This is a genomic window from Micromonospora sp. NBRC 110009, assembly GCF_030518795.1.
Taxonomy (GTDB): domain Bacteria; phylum Actinomycetota; class Actinomycetes; order Mycobacteriales; family Micromonosporaceae; genus Micromonospora.
Genome location: NZ_CP130427.1, coordinates 6,640,287 through 6,655,444, shown reverse-complemented (window position 1 = coordinate 6,655,444; position 15,158 = coordinate 6,640,287). Strand labels below are relative to the sequence as shown.

Sequence of the window (15,158 nt, the reverse complement as noted above, 5' to 3'; positions counted from 1 at the left end):
GCGGCCGACCGAGGTGTCGAGTACGTGATCAAGAAGGCCGACGGCACGATCGACGCCAAGAACACCTACCCGCGCAGCCGCGACCGCTGGGGGCGTGGCACCAGCCTCGGTTCACATAATCCGCATTCCGCGCTTCAGTCACCTCGGCCAGCGGTCGGCGGGGGAGTACCACCGTCCTGCGCCCGCCACTGGCCGGCGGTGTCGGCGCGCAGCAGACGATCAACCATCTGCACGGCGTCCGGTTCCGTGTCGAACTCCCAGCACAGGACCTTGCCCGTCTCGGTGTCGCCGGCGCGGGCGATCACCGTCCAGCGCGTCTCGCGGACCAGCCACACGTCGCGGCGGGTCAGGCGTCCCCAGTGGGGTCGGGCCGAAGCGCGGTGCCGGGCTTTCGTCCGGTCCGTTTCTTCGGCCCGCCCTCCCGAACCGGACGTGCAACTCTCGCTGCATCCGGCTCTCCACGGACTCACGTCGGCTGGGTCAGGCGACGCGTCAGGGGTGTCCAGGGGTTGGGGATCACGCTGCGGCGTCGGTATCGGGACACGGTGACCGAGGCCGGGTTGAACAGGGTGAGCTGTCCGTCGGTGATCGTCCATCCGCCGGCCATGAAGCGCCGTCGGAGTTGCTTCCACGTCAGGCCCTTGTGCCGTTTACGGATCCAGATAGCTGTCCGGCGCCAGGTGAAGGCGCCGAGGTAGCTGAAGGTCCGTTTCGACACGCCGTGCTTGAAGTAGTTGCTCCACCCCCGCAGCGCGCCGTTGACGCGTTCCAGCAGGGCGGTCAAGTCGGCTTGCGCTGAACTGTGGGTGAGCGCGCGGACCTTGTCCTTGATCGCGGTGACCGCTTTCTTGGACGGGTACGTGTATACGAAGCGCCTACCCGTGCCTCGCTTCCGGTGCCGCTGGATGCGGAAACCGAGGAAGTCGAAGCCCTCGTCGATGTGGACCACCATGGTCTTCGGCGCAGACAGGCGCAGGCCCATCCCGGCGAGCACCACGGCCACCTCGTCGCGCAACTGTTCGGCGTCACGCCGGTCGCCGTGCACGAGGATGACGAAGTCGTCTGCGTAGCGGACGAGCCGCCAGTTCGGCTGGCCGTGCCGGCGGCGTTTCGCGCGCAGGACTCTCGTCGACATCACCGCCTGCCAGGTGTGCTGGGCGAAGTCGTCCAGCACGGACAGGGCGATGTTGGCCAACAGCGGAGACAGGATGCCCCCTTGCGGCGTCCCGGTGTGTGTCTCCTCGCGGGAGCCGGTCTCGGTGAGGATTCCGGCCTTGAGGAAGGCTTTCACCAGGCTCAACACGCGCTTGTCCCCGACGCGTCGACGCATCCGCGCCATCAGCGCGGCGTGGTCGATCGAGTCGAAGCACGCCTCGATGTCCGCTTCCAAGATCCACTCATACGATTTGGACGTCAGAAGATGGATGTCGGCGATCGCGTCCTGAGCGCGTCGGCGTGGCCGGAAACCGAACGAGCACGGATGGAAGTCCGCCTCGAAGATCGGCTCCAACACCAGCTTCAGCGACGCCTGCACGACCCGGTCAGCGACAGTGGGGATACCCAGCCGACGCTTCTTGAGGCTGCCCGGCTTCGGGATCAGCCGCTCCCGCACCGGAAGCGGCCGAAACTCGCCTGACCGCACCGCCTCCCGGATCATGCCCATGAAGGGTTCCGCACCGACCAGCGCCTGAAGGTGGTGGGCGGTCAAGCCGTCCACACCAGCGCTGCGCGAGCCGGTGTTGCTCCGCACCCGATCCCACGCCACCATCAGGAACGCGGGATCGGTGACAAGGTTGAACAGATCATCAAACCGGCGAGAACCGTCCTCGCCTGCCCATCGATGCAGCTTGGTTTGAATCTCCAGTACCCGCCGCCATGCCTCGTCGAGGCTCGGCCACGGCGCGCCGGTATTCACCAGCGACCTCCTGGCATGACAATCCCTCCCCGCGAGCCCGCTGCCCGCCTTCGCCATGCGGACGGCTTTCCCGTCCTCGGACTACTACGCGGACTCCGCCCCGTCCGGGTGCCCCGGCAGGACAACGTGCCCTCCCATCTCCGCCACGCTGGCCGCGTCGCGGCGGGTCCGCACCCGGACGGTTCCCACGTTCACCACCGATCGATCGACGGAGGAGGTGCCCGACTTTGCCCCTGCGGCCCGTTGCGGGTACGCCGTAGACCTTCCCCGCAACCACCACGACGACGCAGTCAACCCCGCCGTGGTGTCCACCCCGACGGCGCTAGCCCGGATGGTTCGTCCGCGATCCCGGCCCCTATCCACCAGATTTGAGCCGGTGGTGGAATTAAGAGGCGTTACACGCCGGTTCCTCACGTACACCTTTCCGTCTCGCTTGCCGAACCTGGGCCGTCTGGCAGTACCAACCCATCCCGGCGTTGTCGAGGCCGCTTCCCACCCTCCCGCGCGTTCCCGCGATCAGGCTGCCTCCAGCTTCACGCCCACTGCTACGACAGCGAACGGGTGAAGGTCTCCCACCTCCACTCGACCGATAGCGCCTCGTGGCGCACGGCACCGTTCCACCACCGCCGTACCACTTCCTGCACCCCGCGATCGTACATACGTTCGATAAGGCGGGCGGCTCGGATGGCGAGCGTTTCTCGCGCGCCCCTAGCGAAGGGTCATTCGCAGCGGTCCTCCGCGCCCCGACCGAAGGGCTCGCAGCAGTCCGGGCGGTGCCGATACACCCGAAGATCCCGCCCGCCCCGGCGGCCGTGCTCCGGCGTGATCTCGTACAGCCAGGCCTGCCACACGACGGTTTCCCCGCCGCCCGACACCACCTGGCCGTCACCCGGTCCGCCGCGTAGCAGCACGTCCACGCTCCGACGGTACGCAATCAAGGGAGGGTCGGACTTGGCGTCGCAGCCTCTCGTCATCGCGGGGCTCGAGCTGGCGCGGGGGGAGGGCCGGTCCCCGCAACCGCGCGCTGCCGCGGGGACCGGCCGTCGGTGGCCTGCGGCCGCGGCTGCTCCCCCTGCACGTGGCCGTGGCCAGCAGCCGAGCGGTGACCTCGCCGACCCGTTCAGGCTCGCCGCCGGCTCTGCCGCTCGCCAGCCCGGGAGCCGGTGCTGTGGAGAGCGTCGGCGGTTGTGGAAATCGCCCTGATCATGACCAAATGTGCTAGCACCCCTGTGACCAGCGCGGTCCGTCCCGGTTTGCGGACCAGGTTCCACAAGCCGGCACCCGGACGCTCCGGCGAGCCGAGGCGCGGCTGGCCCCCAGCCTAGGTCGCTGCGAGCGATGCATTCGTTGTCGCGGATCTTCGCCCGAGGTGGCCTGCATCTTTCTCACGATGACCTGGGGGGCGAGATGAGGGTCGTTCACGGCTGGTGTGGGTTGGGCTGGAGATGACTTCCGCCCGGTCTCGGGCGGGCGCGGCGGCGGACCCGGTGCTGCGCCGGCCGGTCGCGCCGATGCTCGCGGCGCCGGTCGACGTGGTGCCCGAGGGCCCCGGCCTGGTGCATGAGCCGAAGTGGGACGGGTGGCGGGCGATCGCCTTCCGCGAGACCGACGGGGTGTACCTGCAGTCGCGGGCCGGCCGGAATCTGACCACCTACTTTCCGGACATCACCCGGGCGATCCGGGCGGCGATCCCGCCGGGCGTGGTGCTCGACGGGGAGCTGATCGTGTGGGAGCGGGGTCGGACGAACTTCGCGCAGCTGCAGCGACGCGTCACTGCCGGCCGGGCCCTGCTGCGCCTGGCCCGCGAGTGTCCCGCCCACTACGTCCTGTTCGACTTGCTCTCCGATGTCGGAGGGATGGTGATCCTGGACTTGCCGCTGTCGGAGCGTCGGGCCCGGCTGGAGCAGCTGCTTGCTGACGCACCGGCGCAGCTGACCCTGACTCCGCAGACGGCGGACATGCGGCAGGTGTCGGACTGGCTGGTGAACTGGACCGTGGCGGCGGGCATCGAGGGTGTGGTGAGCAAGCGCCTGGGCGGTCGTTACGAGCCGGGCCGGCGAGGCTGGTCGAAGTTCAGGACCCGGATCGTCACGGAGGCCGTCGTCGGTGGCGTGACCGGCAGCATCCGCAGTCCGGAGACAGTGCTGTTGGGTCGGTTCGACCGGCGGGGGCAGCTGCGGTACACCGGCCGCTCCCACCCGCTGACCACCAACCAGTCCGTGGATCTGGCGTCGCTGCTCTTACTGCCGCGGATGCCGCGCCCCGGCACGGTGGCCCATCCGTGGTCGCAGCCGCTGCCCGCGTCGTGGTCCGGGCAACTGGACCGGCCCGAGCCGCTGCGGTACGTGCAGGTCGAGCCGACCGTGGTGGCGGAGATCGACGCTGACGTGGCGTTCGAGCACCAGCGGTGGCGCCACCGCGTGCGCTACGCCAGGGCCCGGACCGACATGTCGGTCTACGACGTGCCGCTGCTCCTCGGTCAAGGCGAAGACCCGCTCGGGGCGCCGGCCGGCTGATGGAAATCGGACGCACATATCGCCGCCCCGGCCCTGGCGACGGTGCGGAGCTACCTCGGCTATCTGCGGCACCGGAACGGCAGATCCGGACCAGGCGGTCACCAGAAGGGCGCGCGTGCCTGGCCAATCCATCGATCGGTCACGTCTGCCCGTCGGGTTGGACCGGCAGGGGACGCTGCACTGGCACTCGACCCTCATCGCCATCATCGTTGGGGAGCCTGGCCGAACGACTAGGCGGAAGCGCCATAAGCTGTGCAACTAAGGGACGTCTCGTAACCCCGATGTCTGTCTGTTGAGGACGATCATCGATGATGCCTGGGTGCAGGTGATCTCCGCAGCGCGCGCCGAGTGGATCTTCCCGTTCACCGGGCTGCAGCCGGCTCAGTTCCGCAGGCTGGTCCGCCTGGTCGCCGAGCGAGGCGGGGACACGATCGCTGACGGTCGGCCGGGCCGGCAGTGGGCCCTCGACCTGCCGGACCGCGTGCTGTTGGTGGCCGTGTACTGGCGCACGAACCTGACCATGCGCCAGATCGGCCCGCTGTTCGGGGTCTCGCACTCCGCCGCGCACCGGGTCATCGACTCCCTCGGCCCGCTGCTGGCCCTCGCCCCCGTGCGTCGGCGTCCGGTCGACCAGATCGCCATCGTCGACGGCAGCCTGATCCCCACCCGGGACCACCGCCTTGCCGCCCGGAGCAAGAACTACCGCTACTCGACCAACCTGCAGGTCGCCATCGACGCCAGCACACGTCTCGTCATCGCCGTAGGCGACCCGCAGCCGGGAAACCGCAACGACACCATCGTCTACCGCACCTCAGGCATCGACCAGAAGCTCGCGGGCCGGCCTGTGATGGCCGACGGCGCCTACCGCGGCAACCCGGAAGTGATCATCCCGTACCGCAAGCCCTCCGACGGCAGCGAACTGCCGGCCTGGAAGGAAGAGCTCAACACCCAGCACCGCACCGTCCGCGCCGGGGTCGAACACGCCCTGGCCAGGATGAAGTGCTGGAACATCCTGCGGGACTACCGCCGAGCCGCCCACACCTTGATCGATACCGCTTCCGGCATCGCCCGTCTCCACAACATCGTCCTCGCCGGGTGAGCGCCAACCCGGTCACGGGCAACGCCTTCACCGAGTTACGAGACGTCCCTTAGGGCAATCGTGGGGATCGTCAAGGACGCCAAGGTCGACGACGCGACAATTGTCGTAGGAGTGGTCGGCTCCCATCCGTCAATTGTGCGACTCAGCAAGATCCCCGACATTGCGGCAACGATAATTACCCACCCAACAGATAAGTAAGCCGCACGGATGGCCCAACTGTCGAGCCTCCTGTCGTCTGCCTCTTTCGTCGTGTCTCCAGGCGTACGCCTTAATGACGCCTTCTCGGTTAGCCGTCTGAAGAGTGGAAATAGCAAGATGATCAAGACGATCAGCCACGCGTATAGGTCGACTACCCGGACGAGCCAACTGGGTGGGCTGTTCAAGCCGAAGGCGCGCATATCGACAAGGTAGCTTCCCGCGGTTACCTGCAGGTGATACGCGACGACGAGCGCCACGACATAGGTAATGAAGTTTGCCAACCGCGTCACGTGAGCGTTCTGGTCGTCGTGTGCGTTAAAAAGCCAGCTGATGCCGCCAAAGATTCCGACGGCGCCAAGTCCCAGCAAGCCGGCCGCAGGCATTGTCTCACTCCAAGCCTTTGCACACACCTGCTCCCCAGCTATCACGCCGAAGATAAAGCTGTCCAGGGCGAGCGCAAGTAGCGCACCGGTGAATAGGACCAGGGCGCGCGTCTTCTGCCGGCTTGGATTTCGGTCACTAAGCAAGACGACGATGCCCGCGAACACCAGGCCAGCCAGGACGCCGGCCAATTGCGAGTGAGGCGACGCGGAGCTCAGCGGATTCCACTCCAACTTGGTGCAGTCCATCTGCGCCCATTCCTCTCAGTTGCTCTTGATTGTATTGCTTAGTCCTTTCCTCGGCTTCAACTGCATCCCTTCTGAAGGCGGCCTGGGGGAAGCCCTGGCAGTCGTCACTCAACCCCTCGCTACGCCTTAGTAACACGGCCCGGGAAACCGGGTGCTGGGGCTTGGGCGCGCCGAGAGTCGTGGGGCATCGGTTGTGGGAGCCCTTGGAGCGAGGCCCGGAATTGATCTGCGGAATATGCCGTTGCGATGCAGAAGGCAGTGACGAGTAACAGAGACGAAATCGGCACGATGTCAGAGATCGTGCTTTCGGCCGTAGTGAAAGTTATTAGGACAGTCGATCCTACTAGCGACAGGAACGCCAGTAGAGCTGCAGTGTTCGCAAGTGCGGCCACCTGCCTGCCCAAGGCTATCGGCACTCGGAACGACGTTACCCTGAAACCAATCACCGCAAGCAAGGTGACCGCGAGCGCACACAATGCTATCCAGTCGGCTCGCACGAAGTTGCTTTGCGCCCCGTACTTCTGGCCCAGATGATCCCGTAGCCCGCCCCACATGAGGAGCACGAGCACAGGCGGCAAGATCAGGACGGACGTGTTGGTGAGTAGGCGAATGGCTGGAGATCCAACGTGATGGCGTAGGTCTGACAGGAGCACCAAAGTGGAAAAGACCAGAGTGATTCCAGCGATGCTGAAACCCATGCCAGCGATCGTCTGAAGTGCCGCGACGCGTGGTGTTCCCGCCACCTCTCCTGTCACGATCGCATAATCGAGGCTTGAGGCAACGAGCGCGATGAAGGCACTAGTCAAAGGCGCCACGCTGTGCCTAACTGAGATGTCCTCGTCCTCATTCTCCGGTCCAAGCCGGACGGTCGCCAACGCCACGAGGCCGGCGAACGAGAAACCGGCCAATACCCCTGCGAGCTGTGAGTAGTAGCCTGCGAGCTGTGGGAGATTGGGTGGCCCTGAACTTGCGAGCGTGAGCGAGACCATGCCGCAACCCTTCGAGTCGTGGTTTCTGGACCGGGTGACGGAAGGTTGAAAGCCGAGCGAGGCGAGAGGCGCGCAGTGGGTAAAGATTAGCGACTACCGCGTGGGTGGCATAGCCATAGCTACGAGAATTGACGCATCAGCGTCGATGTATAGGACGTAGGACTACCTCGTGATAGACCGGTAGTTCTAGCCGCATGTCGAACGGGAGTGCCTTGTCGTCGTTTAGTCGGCTTGTATCGAGCAGGGCGGCCGAGCGCCGCCGACGAACGTCAGGCCGCAGGTTGGCAAGCGAGGTGGCGTGAGGTTCCTGGGCCTGGCGGACAGGTAGCCACGCGAGCAAGGCGATGGGTCCCGCGGCATGCCGGATGGTGGTTAGCGCCGTTGAATCTCATCCGACTGGCTTGACCAGCCGTCACCTGCTCTTTGGCAGTGTGGGATGGCCCTGGCGCTATCGGTCTCCAACCCGCTGACCTCGCTGCCCGCATCGCGGTTCGGGCACCTGGACCGGCCAGGGCCGCCGCCGTATGTGCAGGTGGAGCCGACCGTGGTGGCGGAGATCGACGCTGATGTGGCGTTCGAGCACCAGCGGTGGTGCCATCGGGTGCGCTACGTCAGGGCGCGGACCGACATGTCGGGCCTACGGCGTGCCGCTGCTCCTCGGCGAGGGCGAAGACCCGTTCGGGATGCCGACTGGCTGACCGGCGGAAGCGGCCACCTTGCTCTCTGGCGCTACGGGCTGGTGAACCGAGCGACGACCGGGGCGTGGTCAGGAATGATGGCCGTTTCCCGGCTGCGGGTGGAGGCGCCGATGGAGGTGATGTCGTCGACGAGCGAGTCGATGCTCACCAGCCGCAGTTGCAGGTCGCGGGTGGCCAGGATGTGGTCGATGAGCTCTCCGCGGCCTTGGTAGATGCGGGAGTAGGCGCGGGCTGGGGGCAGGCGTCGTCCGAGGTTGTACAGCCGGACCGCGTCACCCTTGTCCGGCCGGTGAACGTCCCCGTCGGAGGGGCCTTCCGGCAGGACGGTGGTGACGGCGTCCGGTCCGTCGTTGAGATCGCCGCACAGGATCGTCGGCATGCCCGGCTGTCCGTCCACGGCGGCCGCGGCGAGCACGTCGTTGAGGTGGACGCGGAGCGCAACGGCCTCGGCGGTGCGGCGCAGCAGCGCGTAACCGGCGCCGCGGGCTCGTTCATCTTCGTTGCGGGGGTAGCGCCGCCCGCCCGGGTAGGTGAGCAGCTTGCTCTTGAGGTGGGCGGTGAGCAGCCGCAACCCTGGGCCGCCGCAGTCGACATGTACCTGGACCGCCCCGCGACCCAGATGGGTGAGGGTCTCGCCGTCAACGTCGGGGACAGCCGGCAGCCCGGCCCGGGGCAGCGCGACGATCTGTACTTCCTCGGTGAGGGGATGCCGAGCGAGGACAGCCACACGGATGCCGCGGCTGTCCGGGTGAGAGGACACGACAGCTTGCCAGGGCTCGCCCAGGGCTGCACGCAGGTCCTCAGCGGCTGCCGGCGTGCCGATCTCCTGGAGAGCGACGATGTCGGCGCCGGTGCCGGAGACGAGCCCGGCAAGATAGGTGAGCTTCGCGGCGTAGGTCTCTGCCGCCGAGGTGTCGGTGTCGTCGGGTCGGAACAGGTTTTCCATGTTCCAGGTCATGACGATCAGGTCGTTGGCCACCGTCGCCCCCTGCATCCAGGTGTGCTACCAGCCTGAGAGTCGCACTCTAGGACGCCGCTGAAGCTCGGACTGCCACTACGTCGCCATGTCGACAGGCACGAGCAAGCCAAGCAGGAAGCAGGTCTGCAAGCCCGGCCGGCGGGCGGCGAGTGTGGCTCGGGCCAGTATTCGCAGAAGGCTCTTTCCCTCTTCACAAAGGCGACCTTCGATGGACATGATCGGGCGAGATGGTCGCTGTCCACCCCCGGTTGCCGAGGAGGCCCTCATGCGAGTCACCCGACAGTCCACCCGACCCTCACCGTGGCGGCGAGCTATCATCGCCGCAGCCGCGGTGGCCGTCACCGGCGCCTGCCTGCTCGCCGTCGACGCTCAGGCAGCCCTGGCCACGCCTCCGGGAATCCCCTCCAGGGCGACCGCTCAGTCGCAGCTCAACGTCCTCACCGTCAAGTCCGAGGGCTCGTTGACCGGGTACTCCCGCGACCTGTTCCCGCACTGGATCACCATCAGCGGCACCTGCAACACCCGGGAGACCGTCCTCAAGCGCGACGGCACGTCCGTCGTCACCGACAGCAGTTGCGCGGCCGTGTCGGGACGGTGGTACAGCCCCTACGACGGCGCGACCTGGTACGCCGCCTCCGACGTCGACATCGACCACGTCGTTCCCCTCGCGGAGGCCTGGCGGTCGGGTGCAAACAGCTGGACCACCAGCCGGCGGCAGAGCTTCGCCAACGACCTCAGCCACCCCCAGCTGATCGCGGTCACCGACAACGTCAACCAGTCCAAGGGCGACCAGGACCCGTCCACCTGGCAGCCGCCGCTGTCGTCGTACCGGTGCACCTACAGCAAGATGTGGATCACCGTGAAGTACACCTGGGGGCTGAGCCTGCAGTCGTCGGAGAAGTCCGCCCTGCAAACCATGCTGAACACCTGCAGCTCCTGACGTCCCACAGAGCTTTGTGGGGCCCCAGTCCGGGGTTGCCACATTCCGTCCTAGCAGGGGCGATCAGCAAACGGGGCAGCTCGACCTGCGCAGCTGTTTCAAGGGCTGTGATCGACGTGGTGAAGGGGCAGCAGGCTCCCACAGCGGGCCGCCGCCCCTTCCACACCTACTGCCACCGAGCACCCCGGACCGATCCCATATGGACCCGTACTGCACTGCCGGGGATGGTCACTGTGGCGCGCGGGCCACGCCGTCGCGCGCCCACATCTGGCTGCCGTCCGGCCAAACGACGGCTGGCTCCTCGTCGGCGTGAAGCTGGCCGTGCCCGTTGACCCGCAGGAGGCTGGGTCGTTCGCTCATGACGGCGACGTTTGCGAACGGCCACCACGGCCCCGCCGCCAACGCCACATCCCGGCACCCCTCCCGGCCGGGACCAGGCGTGGTTGCGAGCACCTCTCGGTACGTGTCGATGGCGGCGAGCAGGACCCAGTCGGGGTGGTAGCACCAGGCCGGCTCGAAGAACCGGTCGTCGTGGTCCAGGCAGTAACGGACGGCGGCATGTCCCTCGTCGTCCTGATCCACGAAGCTGCGCTCGGCGTCCCAGAACCAGGCGGGCTGCATGGTGTAGCGGGAGGTGAGGCTGCGGTCCATGGTCGCCCAGATCGGGCAATGCACCGAGTCGTACACCCGCCGAACCGCCTGCAGCACCGGGGCGAGGGTCATGCACTCGGGCTTCGTGACGGGGTTGCACCGGTACGGGTACTCCATCAGGTCGTAGCGGGCTTCGACGCCGTCGTAGCGCTGTTCACCGTAGTACCCCTCCCACTCCATGAACTGGTGGAAGTCCCCGAAGGCCCTGAACCGGTCGAGGTCGCTGGTCTGCTCCCAGATCGGCGCCCGCGCTGCCGCCAGGGACCGGTTCAGAACGCCGCGCCGGACCGACCCCACCAGCGACGTGCGTCCGTCGTCGATGAGCGCTCGCAGTTGGTCGACAGCCGCCGGGGGGAGAGGGACACCAGAGGAAACGGGACGGCTCGGGATGCCCTGCCGCCTGGTAGGCGAGCCGGGCCCCGGCCTCGGCCCGCGCATGGTCGGCGGGCCCGCAGGACAACGCGGCCCCGGTCCATCTGCGCGCCACAACTTGTGCTTGCGCTGACATCGGGGTGGTCGGTGGCTTCATGGATTCCTCCTAAGGGGAACGTCGGTGACAGGGTGGGGCATCGACGATGCGGTAGCGGGTCAAGCCGCCGCCCGTCAGCCGGCGACGATCAAGCCAGGCTCGACCCGACCGTCCGCCGACTGCGCCCAGTCGCCTGATCCGTCCGACCATCCACAGCAGGCGCACACCTGCTCAGGCGCCGCCATGCTGGGCGCAGCTGCTCCTCGGTCCACGCGAAGCTCGTCCGTTCGGCGACGTGAGGTTCACCCGGCGCGCCGGGCCTGTCATGATCAACTTGCCGTCTGCCGGCGACCGCCGACGGGGGCGAATCGTACGCCTGTTCGAAGGCGACTAGATGGGGCGGGAAGAAAGTCACTCGTAGCGATCCCTGGCCTCCCGACCGTAGGACTCACACCAGCGGCGCGGTCTGCCTGCGTCGGGCGGCGGGCAGGCACGTCCCTAGTCGGGCGATATCACACGACGGACGGGGACCCTGGCGATGCCTCCGGGTGGCATATGCTGCGCCGGCACGACGGGGAGGGTGACATGCGACGGTGGCGGGTACGGGTGGCGGTGGCCGCCCTGGCCGGGACGGTGACGGCGATGGCGGGCTGCGGGGCACCGGCGGGATTGGACGGCGACCTGACCGACGACTGGCGGCCCGCCGCGGCGGCCGTGCAGTTCACCCCGAAGGTGGGCGACTGCCACGTGATCGCCAACCCGTCGAGTTACCTGACCAGCTACCAGCCGGTCGACTGCACGCGGCAGCACCTGCTGGAGACCTTCTACCTGGGCACCTTCACCGGCGCGGTAGCCGAACGGGAAACCCCGCCGCCGGTGGGTTCGGCGGTGCTGCGACCAGCGTTCGCCGAATGCGACGCGAAGGCGACCACGTTCGTCGGTGGCGACTGGCGGGGCGCTCGCCTGACGGTGCAGGTCGCGCCCCCGTCCCCGGGCGGGTGGCAGGGTGGCAGTCGCTGGTTCCGGTGCGACATTTTCGAGCTGGACACGGCCGACGGCGGCTCCGCGCAACGGCATCCGGACGACCACCCCGTGCAGCACACCGGCAGCCTGCGGGACGCGCTGAAGGGCCCGTCACCGCTGGCCCTCGGGTGCCTGAACGAGGACCGGTACGGCGCCTTCGAGCAGACCGGCTGCGCCCGGCCGCACACGTTCGAGTACGTCGGCTCGTGGACGGCGCCGGACACCCCGTACGCGGACGCGGGCCGCGACGAGGACGGCGTGCACGCGAAGTGCCGGGCCCTCGTGGCCCGGTACGCGAAGGTTCCGGTCGACGGCGTGCTGCGCTACCGGACGGGCACCTCGTACCTGGTGCCGGCCGCGGAGGCGTGGGCGCGCGGTGACCGGGGAATCCGCTGCTTCTACTGGTCGGGGGGTCCGAAGGTGACCCACTCGATCAAGGGCGGTGGCACGAAGGCGCTGCCAGTCCGCTGAACGCAGTGCGCCGGCCGAGGGAGGCGGGGGCAATCGGGTGAGCCGGGCCGGTCTGGCCGTCCACCATCGACCGGTGCCCCATCATCGCGCTCGGTCGCAGCGGCCTGCCGTCCGGCGTGGGGGTTTCGCGCTCGAATCCTCAGCAACGGCACCTGAGCCTGCACGGACCCCTTGCCGCAGATGCTGCTTTAGCTGAGGTCAGGGCAGCGCGTCGGCCGTGTGGTCAGCCGGCTCGAACAGACGCCGGATTGCCTGCTGAAGGCCAAAAGTCTCGCTGGCCAACCTGAACACCTCGTCCTTGAGCCGCCGCCGAAACCCGCCAGAGGCAGGCGGAGTCCGGTCCTCGAACGAATGCTTGTTCAGGTCCTCGAGGACTTCGTAGAGACGCATGAGGGCCTGCCTGGTCTCGCCCACCACCACAAGAGCTTGCTCCTTGGTGACCACCTTTGCGTCGAGCTCCGACGCGAGAGCGCCTAGCTCGTCGGCTTGCAGCTCCGCACACTTCACCGCCCAGACGCAGTGGGCCGCACGCCATACTCCGGTCGCGGCCCGCCGGACATCCCAGAGCGTGTCGCGCATCTCCACGGCCAGTTGCCGCGCCCAGTCGACCGGGTCTGTCGCTGAATCCGGCTCGTAGTGCAGGGCGAGTCGTTCCATCAGTGCCCAGGTTGCCTCCACTGCCAGGACGTCTCCTTCCGGGCCCTGCGGAATCACTACCTGGTAGCTGCCGGGACCGGTCTCTTCGACTTCGCTGGCCAGGATGTCGGCGAGGGCGCCGTCGGCGTCGAAACTACGGGCCCGCTCGTCGACGAACGTGTGGTACTGCTCCTCCAAGAGGATCTCGCGCAGGCTCGCCTCAAGGTCCCAGCCGCCCTCGATCTGAGCCTGCAGGGCGTCGTGCCGGGCGTGAGCGGCCGCCGGGATCTCGTCCTGCATCTGCCTGGTCCGGTCGTTCATCCCGCCCTCCTCGTTCACTGGTCCGAGTCCTGCGGCCGCAGCAAATCCTCTAGCTTCTGGCGCCCCTTGTAGAGGCTGGCTCGCACCGCGTCCGGGGTCTTGCGCAGGTGCTCCGCCATCTCGGTCGGCGTGTATCCCTCGAATGACCAGGCGAGCACCTGCCGCTGCCGGGCCGGCAACTTCCGGATCGCCTCGCAGACGTCGAGCCTTGCCTCAGGTGCGGCCATCTCGCATCCGCCGGCGTGGTGCGGGGCGTGCTCCTCGACGTCCTCCACCGGGATGGCGTCGACCGTCGCGAGGCGGGCGGCCCAAGCCCTGGAGGCGACCACCCGTGTCCAGGCCTCCGGGCTTTCGATTTCGGCCCACCGGCGGTAGGGCTTGGTCATCGTTTCCTGAGTGATCTTCTTGGCCCCGGCGCGCGGGACATCGAGGTACTCGAGCCAGGTGGCGAGCCGGCCGGCGAACCCGCGGAAGAACTCGCTGAACTCTTGGACGACCCGCTGCCGGGCGGCGGGCACGTCTGGCTCCGACTCCACGGGCGTCAGCGCGCCGCACGTGGAATCTGCGGTCCCGATCTGCAGATCGCGATCTTGCTCGTGGGCCGAAGGTCATGGTCGCCGGTGCTGGACGGGGGAGCACGCTGGGAGTAGATGGGAGCGTGGGTCGACCGAGGCATGGCCACCCGGCCCTGCTCTTCGGGCAGGCCATCATCATGATCGTTGTTGATGGCGCTTGACTGACCTCTTCGGGAAGACCGAAGAGGTCGGCCTTCGCCGCTCCCCGCCTGGCCGGTGCCGGCTGTCGTCGTGGAGCCCGCTGACGCCACTCAAGAGAGTCTGCCGCATCGGCGTACGGCTCTGAGGCCAGCCGTGTTGCTGGCGGTATAGATCCCGGGGGCTGAGACTCGAATCCCACCAGCAACCTCCTGGCCAGGGCTTCTTGCTTGGTGACCTCTTTGGCGGATCCGAAGGTATCGACTCTATGCGCCCCGACCCGCTCGGTGACGCCTTGACGCAGTGGGCTGACGGACGGTGAGTCCCTGAAGCCGGTCAGGTGTCGTGTCGCGCATGGCGTGGAACAGGCCTAGTTTGCGAGCGCGCCCAGTGTTGTACGGCTGACTTCTTTTACGGCTGCGTCGAGCTTGCCCGCGGCGTCGGCGTTGAGCAGCCTTACGAGGGGCATTAACTGTCAACACAATGTTGGCGTCTCGGGTGGTGAGCTCGGTGACGACGCTGGTGGAGTCGTACTTACCGAAGCGCGCGAAGGCTTCCTGCCCAACACCGGAGACCGACCCGGATCGAGTGAGCCGGTACTCCCACATCTTGCTGCTGGACGCAGAGGTGAAGGCACTGGTGGCGTCGGCAGTGGGATTGTGGAAGACCGCGACGACGTCAAGTCGACCGCCGGCGAGCCGAATGGTGCAACTACGGCTGGCCTGGCCCGCGCCAGCGGATTCGCTGTGCGTGCCGGTGGTCTCCAGCGGCGCGTTGGTGGACTTCAACGGTGACTGATCGACGATGTCACAGAGATTTGGCGGGGCATGATATGGGCCATCCGGCGCTGGGCTTGCCGTCGGTACGGAGACAGGTGTGCTACCGGCTTGGGCATTTTCGTCGCTGGCGGT

The 15,158-nt window shown here is 67.5% G+C and carries 14 protein-coding genes; 5 read left to right on the top strand and 9 right to left on the bottom strand.

Features of this window, described 5'->3' with window-relative positions; translation table 11 throughout:
- Window positions 1-134 precede the first annotated feature (134 nt).
- The 3 genes from Q2K19_RS31420 to Q2K19_RS31410 all read right to left on the bottom strand — a co-directional run bounded on the left by Q2K19_RS31420 (window position 135) and on the right by Q2K19_RS31410 (window position 2,832).
- Complete coding sequence (locus Q2K19_RS31420; protein WP_302765926.1) at window positions 135-335, bottom strand: hypothetical protein; 201 nt, start codon at window positions 333-335, stop codon at window positions 135-137.
- 131 nt (window positions 336-466) lie between these two features.
- Window positions 467-1,915, bottom strand: coding sequence for a group II intron reverse transcriptase/maturase (gene ltrA, locus Q2K19_RS31415; RefSeq protein ID WP_302765925.1), 1,449 nt, complete (start codon window positions 1,913-1,915; stop codon window positions 467-469).
- Window positions 1,916-2,634: 719 nt separating this feature from the next.
- A complete protein-coding gene (locus Q2K19_RS31410) occupies window positions 2,635-2,832 on the bottom strand; it encodes a hypothetical protein (protein WP_302765924.1) in 198 nt (65 codons plus the stop codon).
- Window positions 2,833-3,360: 528 nt separating this feature from the next.
- On the opposite strand from Q2K19_RS31410, the gene Q2K19_RS31405 reads away from it, so the two are divergent.
- Together Q2K19_RS31405 and Q2K19_RS31400 are read left to right on the top strand one after the other, a co-directional pair.
- Complete coding sequence (locus tag Q2K19_RS31405) at window positions 3,361-4,431, top strand: ATP-dependent DNA ligase (protein WP_302765923.1); 1,071 nt, start codon at window positions 3,361-3,363, stop codon at window positions 4,429-4,431.
- 319 nt (window positions 4,432-4,750) lie between these two features.
- A complete protein-coding gene (locus Q2K19_RS31400; RefSeq protein WP_302765922.1) occupies window positions 4,751-5,530 on the top strand; it encodes a transposase family protein in 780 nt (259 codons plus the stop codon).
- Window positions 5,531-5,565: 35 nt separating this feature from the next.
- Here the strand turns inward: Q2K19_RS31400 and Q2K19_RS31395 are convergent, their stop codons facing one another.
- The 3 genes from Q2K19_RS31395 to Q2K19_RS31385 all read right to left on the bottom strand — a co-directional run bounded on the left by Q2K19_RS31395 (window position 5,566) and on the right by Q2K19_RS31385 (window position 9,023).
- Complete coding sequence (locus Q2K19_RS31395) at window positions 5,566-6,357, bottom strand: hypothetical protein (protein WP_302765920.1); 792 nt, start codon at window positions 6,355-6,357, stop codon at window positions 5,566-5,568.
- 119 nt (window positions 6,358-6,476) lie between these two features.
- Window positions 6,477-7,346: a hypothetical protein gene (locus Q2K19_RS31390; protein ID WP_302765919.1), complete on the bottom strand. Its 870-nt coding sequence runs from the start codon at window positions 7,344-7,346 to the stop codon at window positions 6,477-6,479.
- A 729-nt stretch (window positions 7,347-8,075) separates the two neighbouring features.
- A complete protein-coding gene (locus Q2K19_RS31385) occupies window positions 8,076-9,023 on the bottom strand; it encodes an endonuclease/exonuclease/phosphatase family protein (RefSeq protein ID WP_302765918.1) in 948 nt (315 codons plus the stop codon).
- Window positions 9,024-9,288: 265 nt separating this feature from the next.
- On the opposite strand from Q2K19_RS31385, the gene Q2K19_RS31380 reads away from it, so the two are divergent.
- On the top strand, window positions 9,289-9,963 hold the full coding sequence (locus Q2K19_RS31380) for an HNH endonuclease family protein (RefSeq protein ID WP_302765917.1): 675 nt from the start codon (window positions 9,289-9,291) through the stop codon (window positions 9,961-9,963).
- A 228-nt stretch (window positions 9,964-10,191) separates the two neighbouring features.
- Here Q2K19_RS31380 and Q2K19_RS31375 read toward each other — a convergent pair whose 3' ends face one another.
- Window positions 10,192-10,911 (bottom strand): DUF6745 domain-containing protein, encoded by a 720-nt coding sequence (locus Q2K19_RS31375; protein WP_302765916.1) that lies wholly within the window; start codon window positions 10,909-10,911, stop codon window positions 10,192-10,194.
- A gap of 757 nt (window positions 10,912-11,668) precedes the next feature.
- On the opposite strand from Q2K19_RS31375, the gene Q2K19_RS31370 reads away from it, so the two are divergent.
- Window positions 11,669-12,577, top strand: coding sequence for a septum formation family protein (locus Q2K19_RS31370; RefSeq protein ID WP_302765915.1), 909 nt, complete (start codon window positions 11,669-11,671; stop codon window positions 12,575-12,577).
- A gap of 198 nt (window positions 12,578-12,775) precedes the next feature.
- Here Q2K19_RS31370 and Q2K19_RS31365 read toward each other — a convergent pair whose 3' ends face one another.
- Together Q2K19_RS31365 and Q2K19_RS31360 are read right to left on the bottom strand one after the other, a co-directional pair.
- Window positions 12,776-13,534, bottom strand: a complete 759-nt coding sequence (locus Q2K19_RS31365; protein WP_302765914.1) for a hypothetical protein — start codon at window positions 13,532-13,534, stop codon at window positions 12,776-12,778.
- A 14-nt stretch (window positions 13,535-13,548) separates the two neighbouring features.
- Window positions 13,549-14,052, bottom strand: a complete 504-nt coding sequence (locus Q2K19_RS31360) for an RNA polymerase sigma factor (RefSeq protein WP_302765913.1) — start codon at window positions 14,050-14,052, stop codon at window positions 13,549-13,551.
- Between the two features lie 705 nt (window positions 14,053-14,757).
- Here Q2K19_RS31360 and Q2K19_RS31355 point away from each other — a divergent pair.
- Window positions 14,758-15,045, top strand: a complete 288-nt coding sequence (locus Q2K19_RS31355; RefSeq protein WP_302765912.1) for a hypothetical protein — start codon at window positions 14,758-14,760, stop codon at window positions 15,043-15,045.
- The last annotated feature ends 113 nt before the right edge of the window (window positions 15,046-15,158 follow it).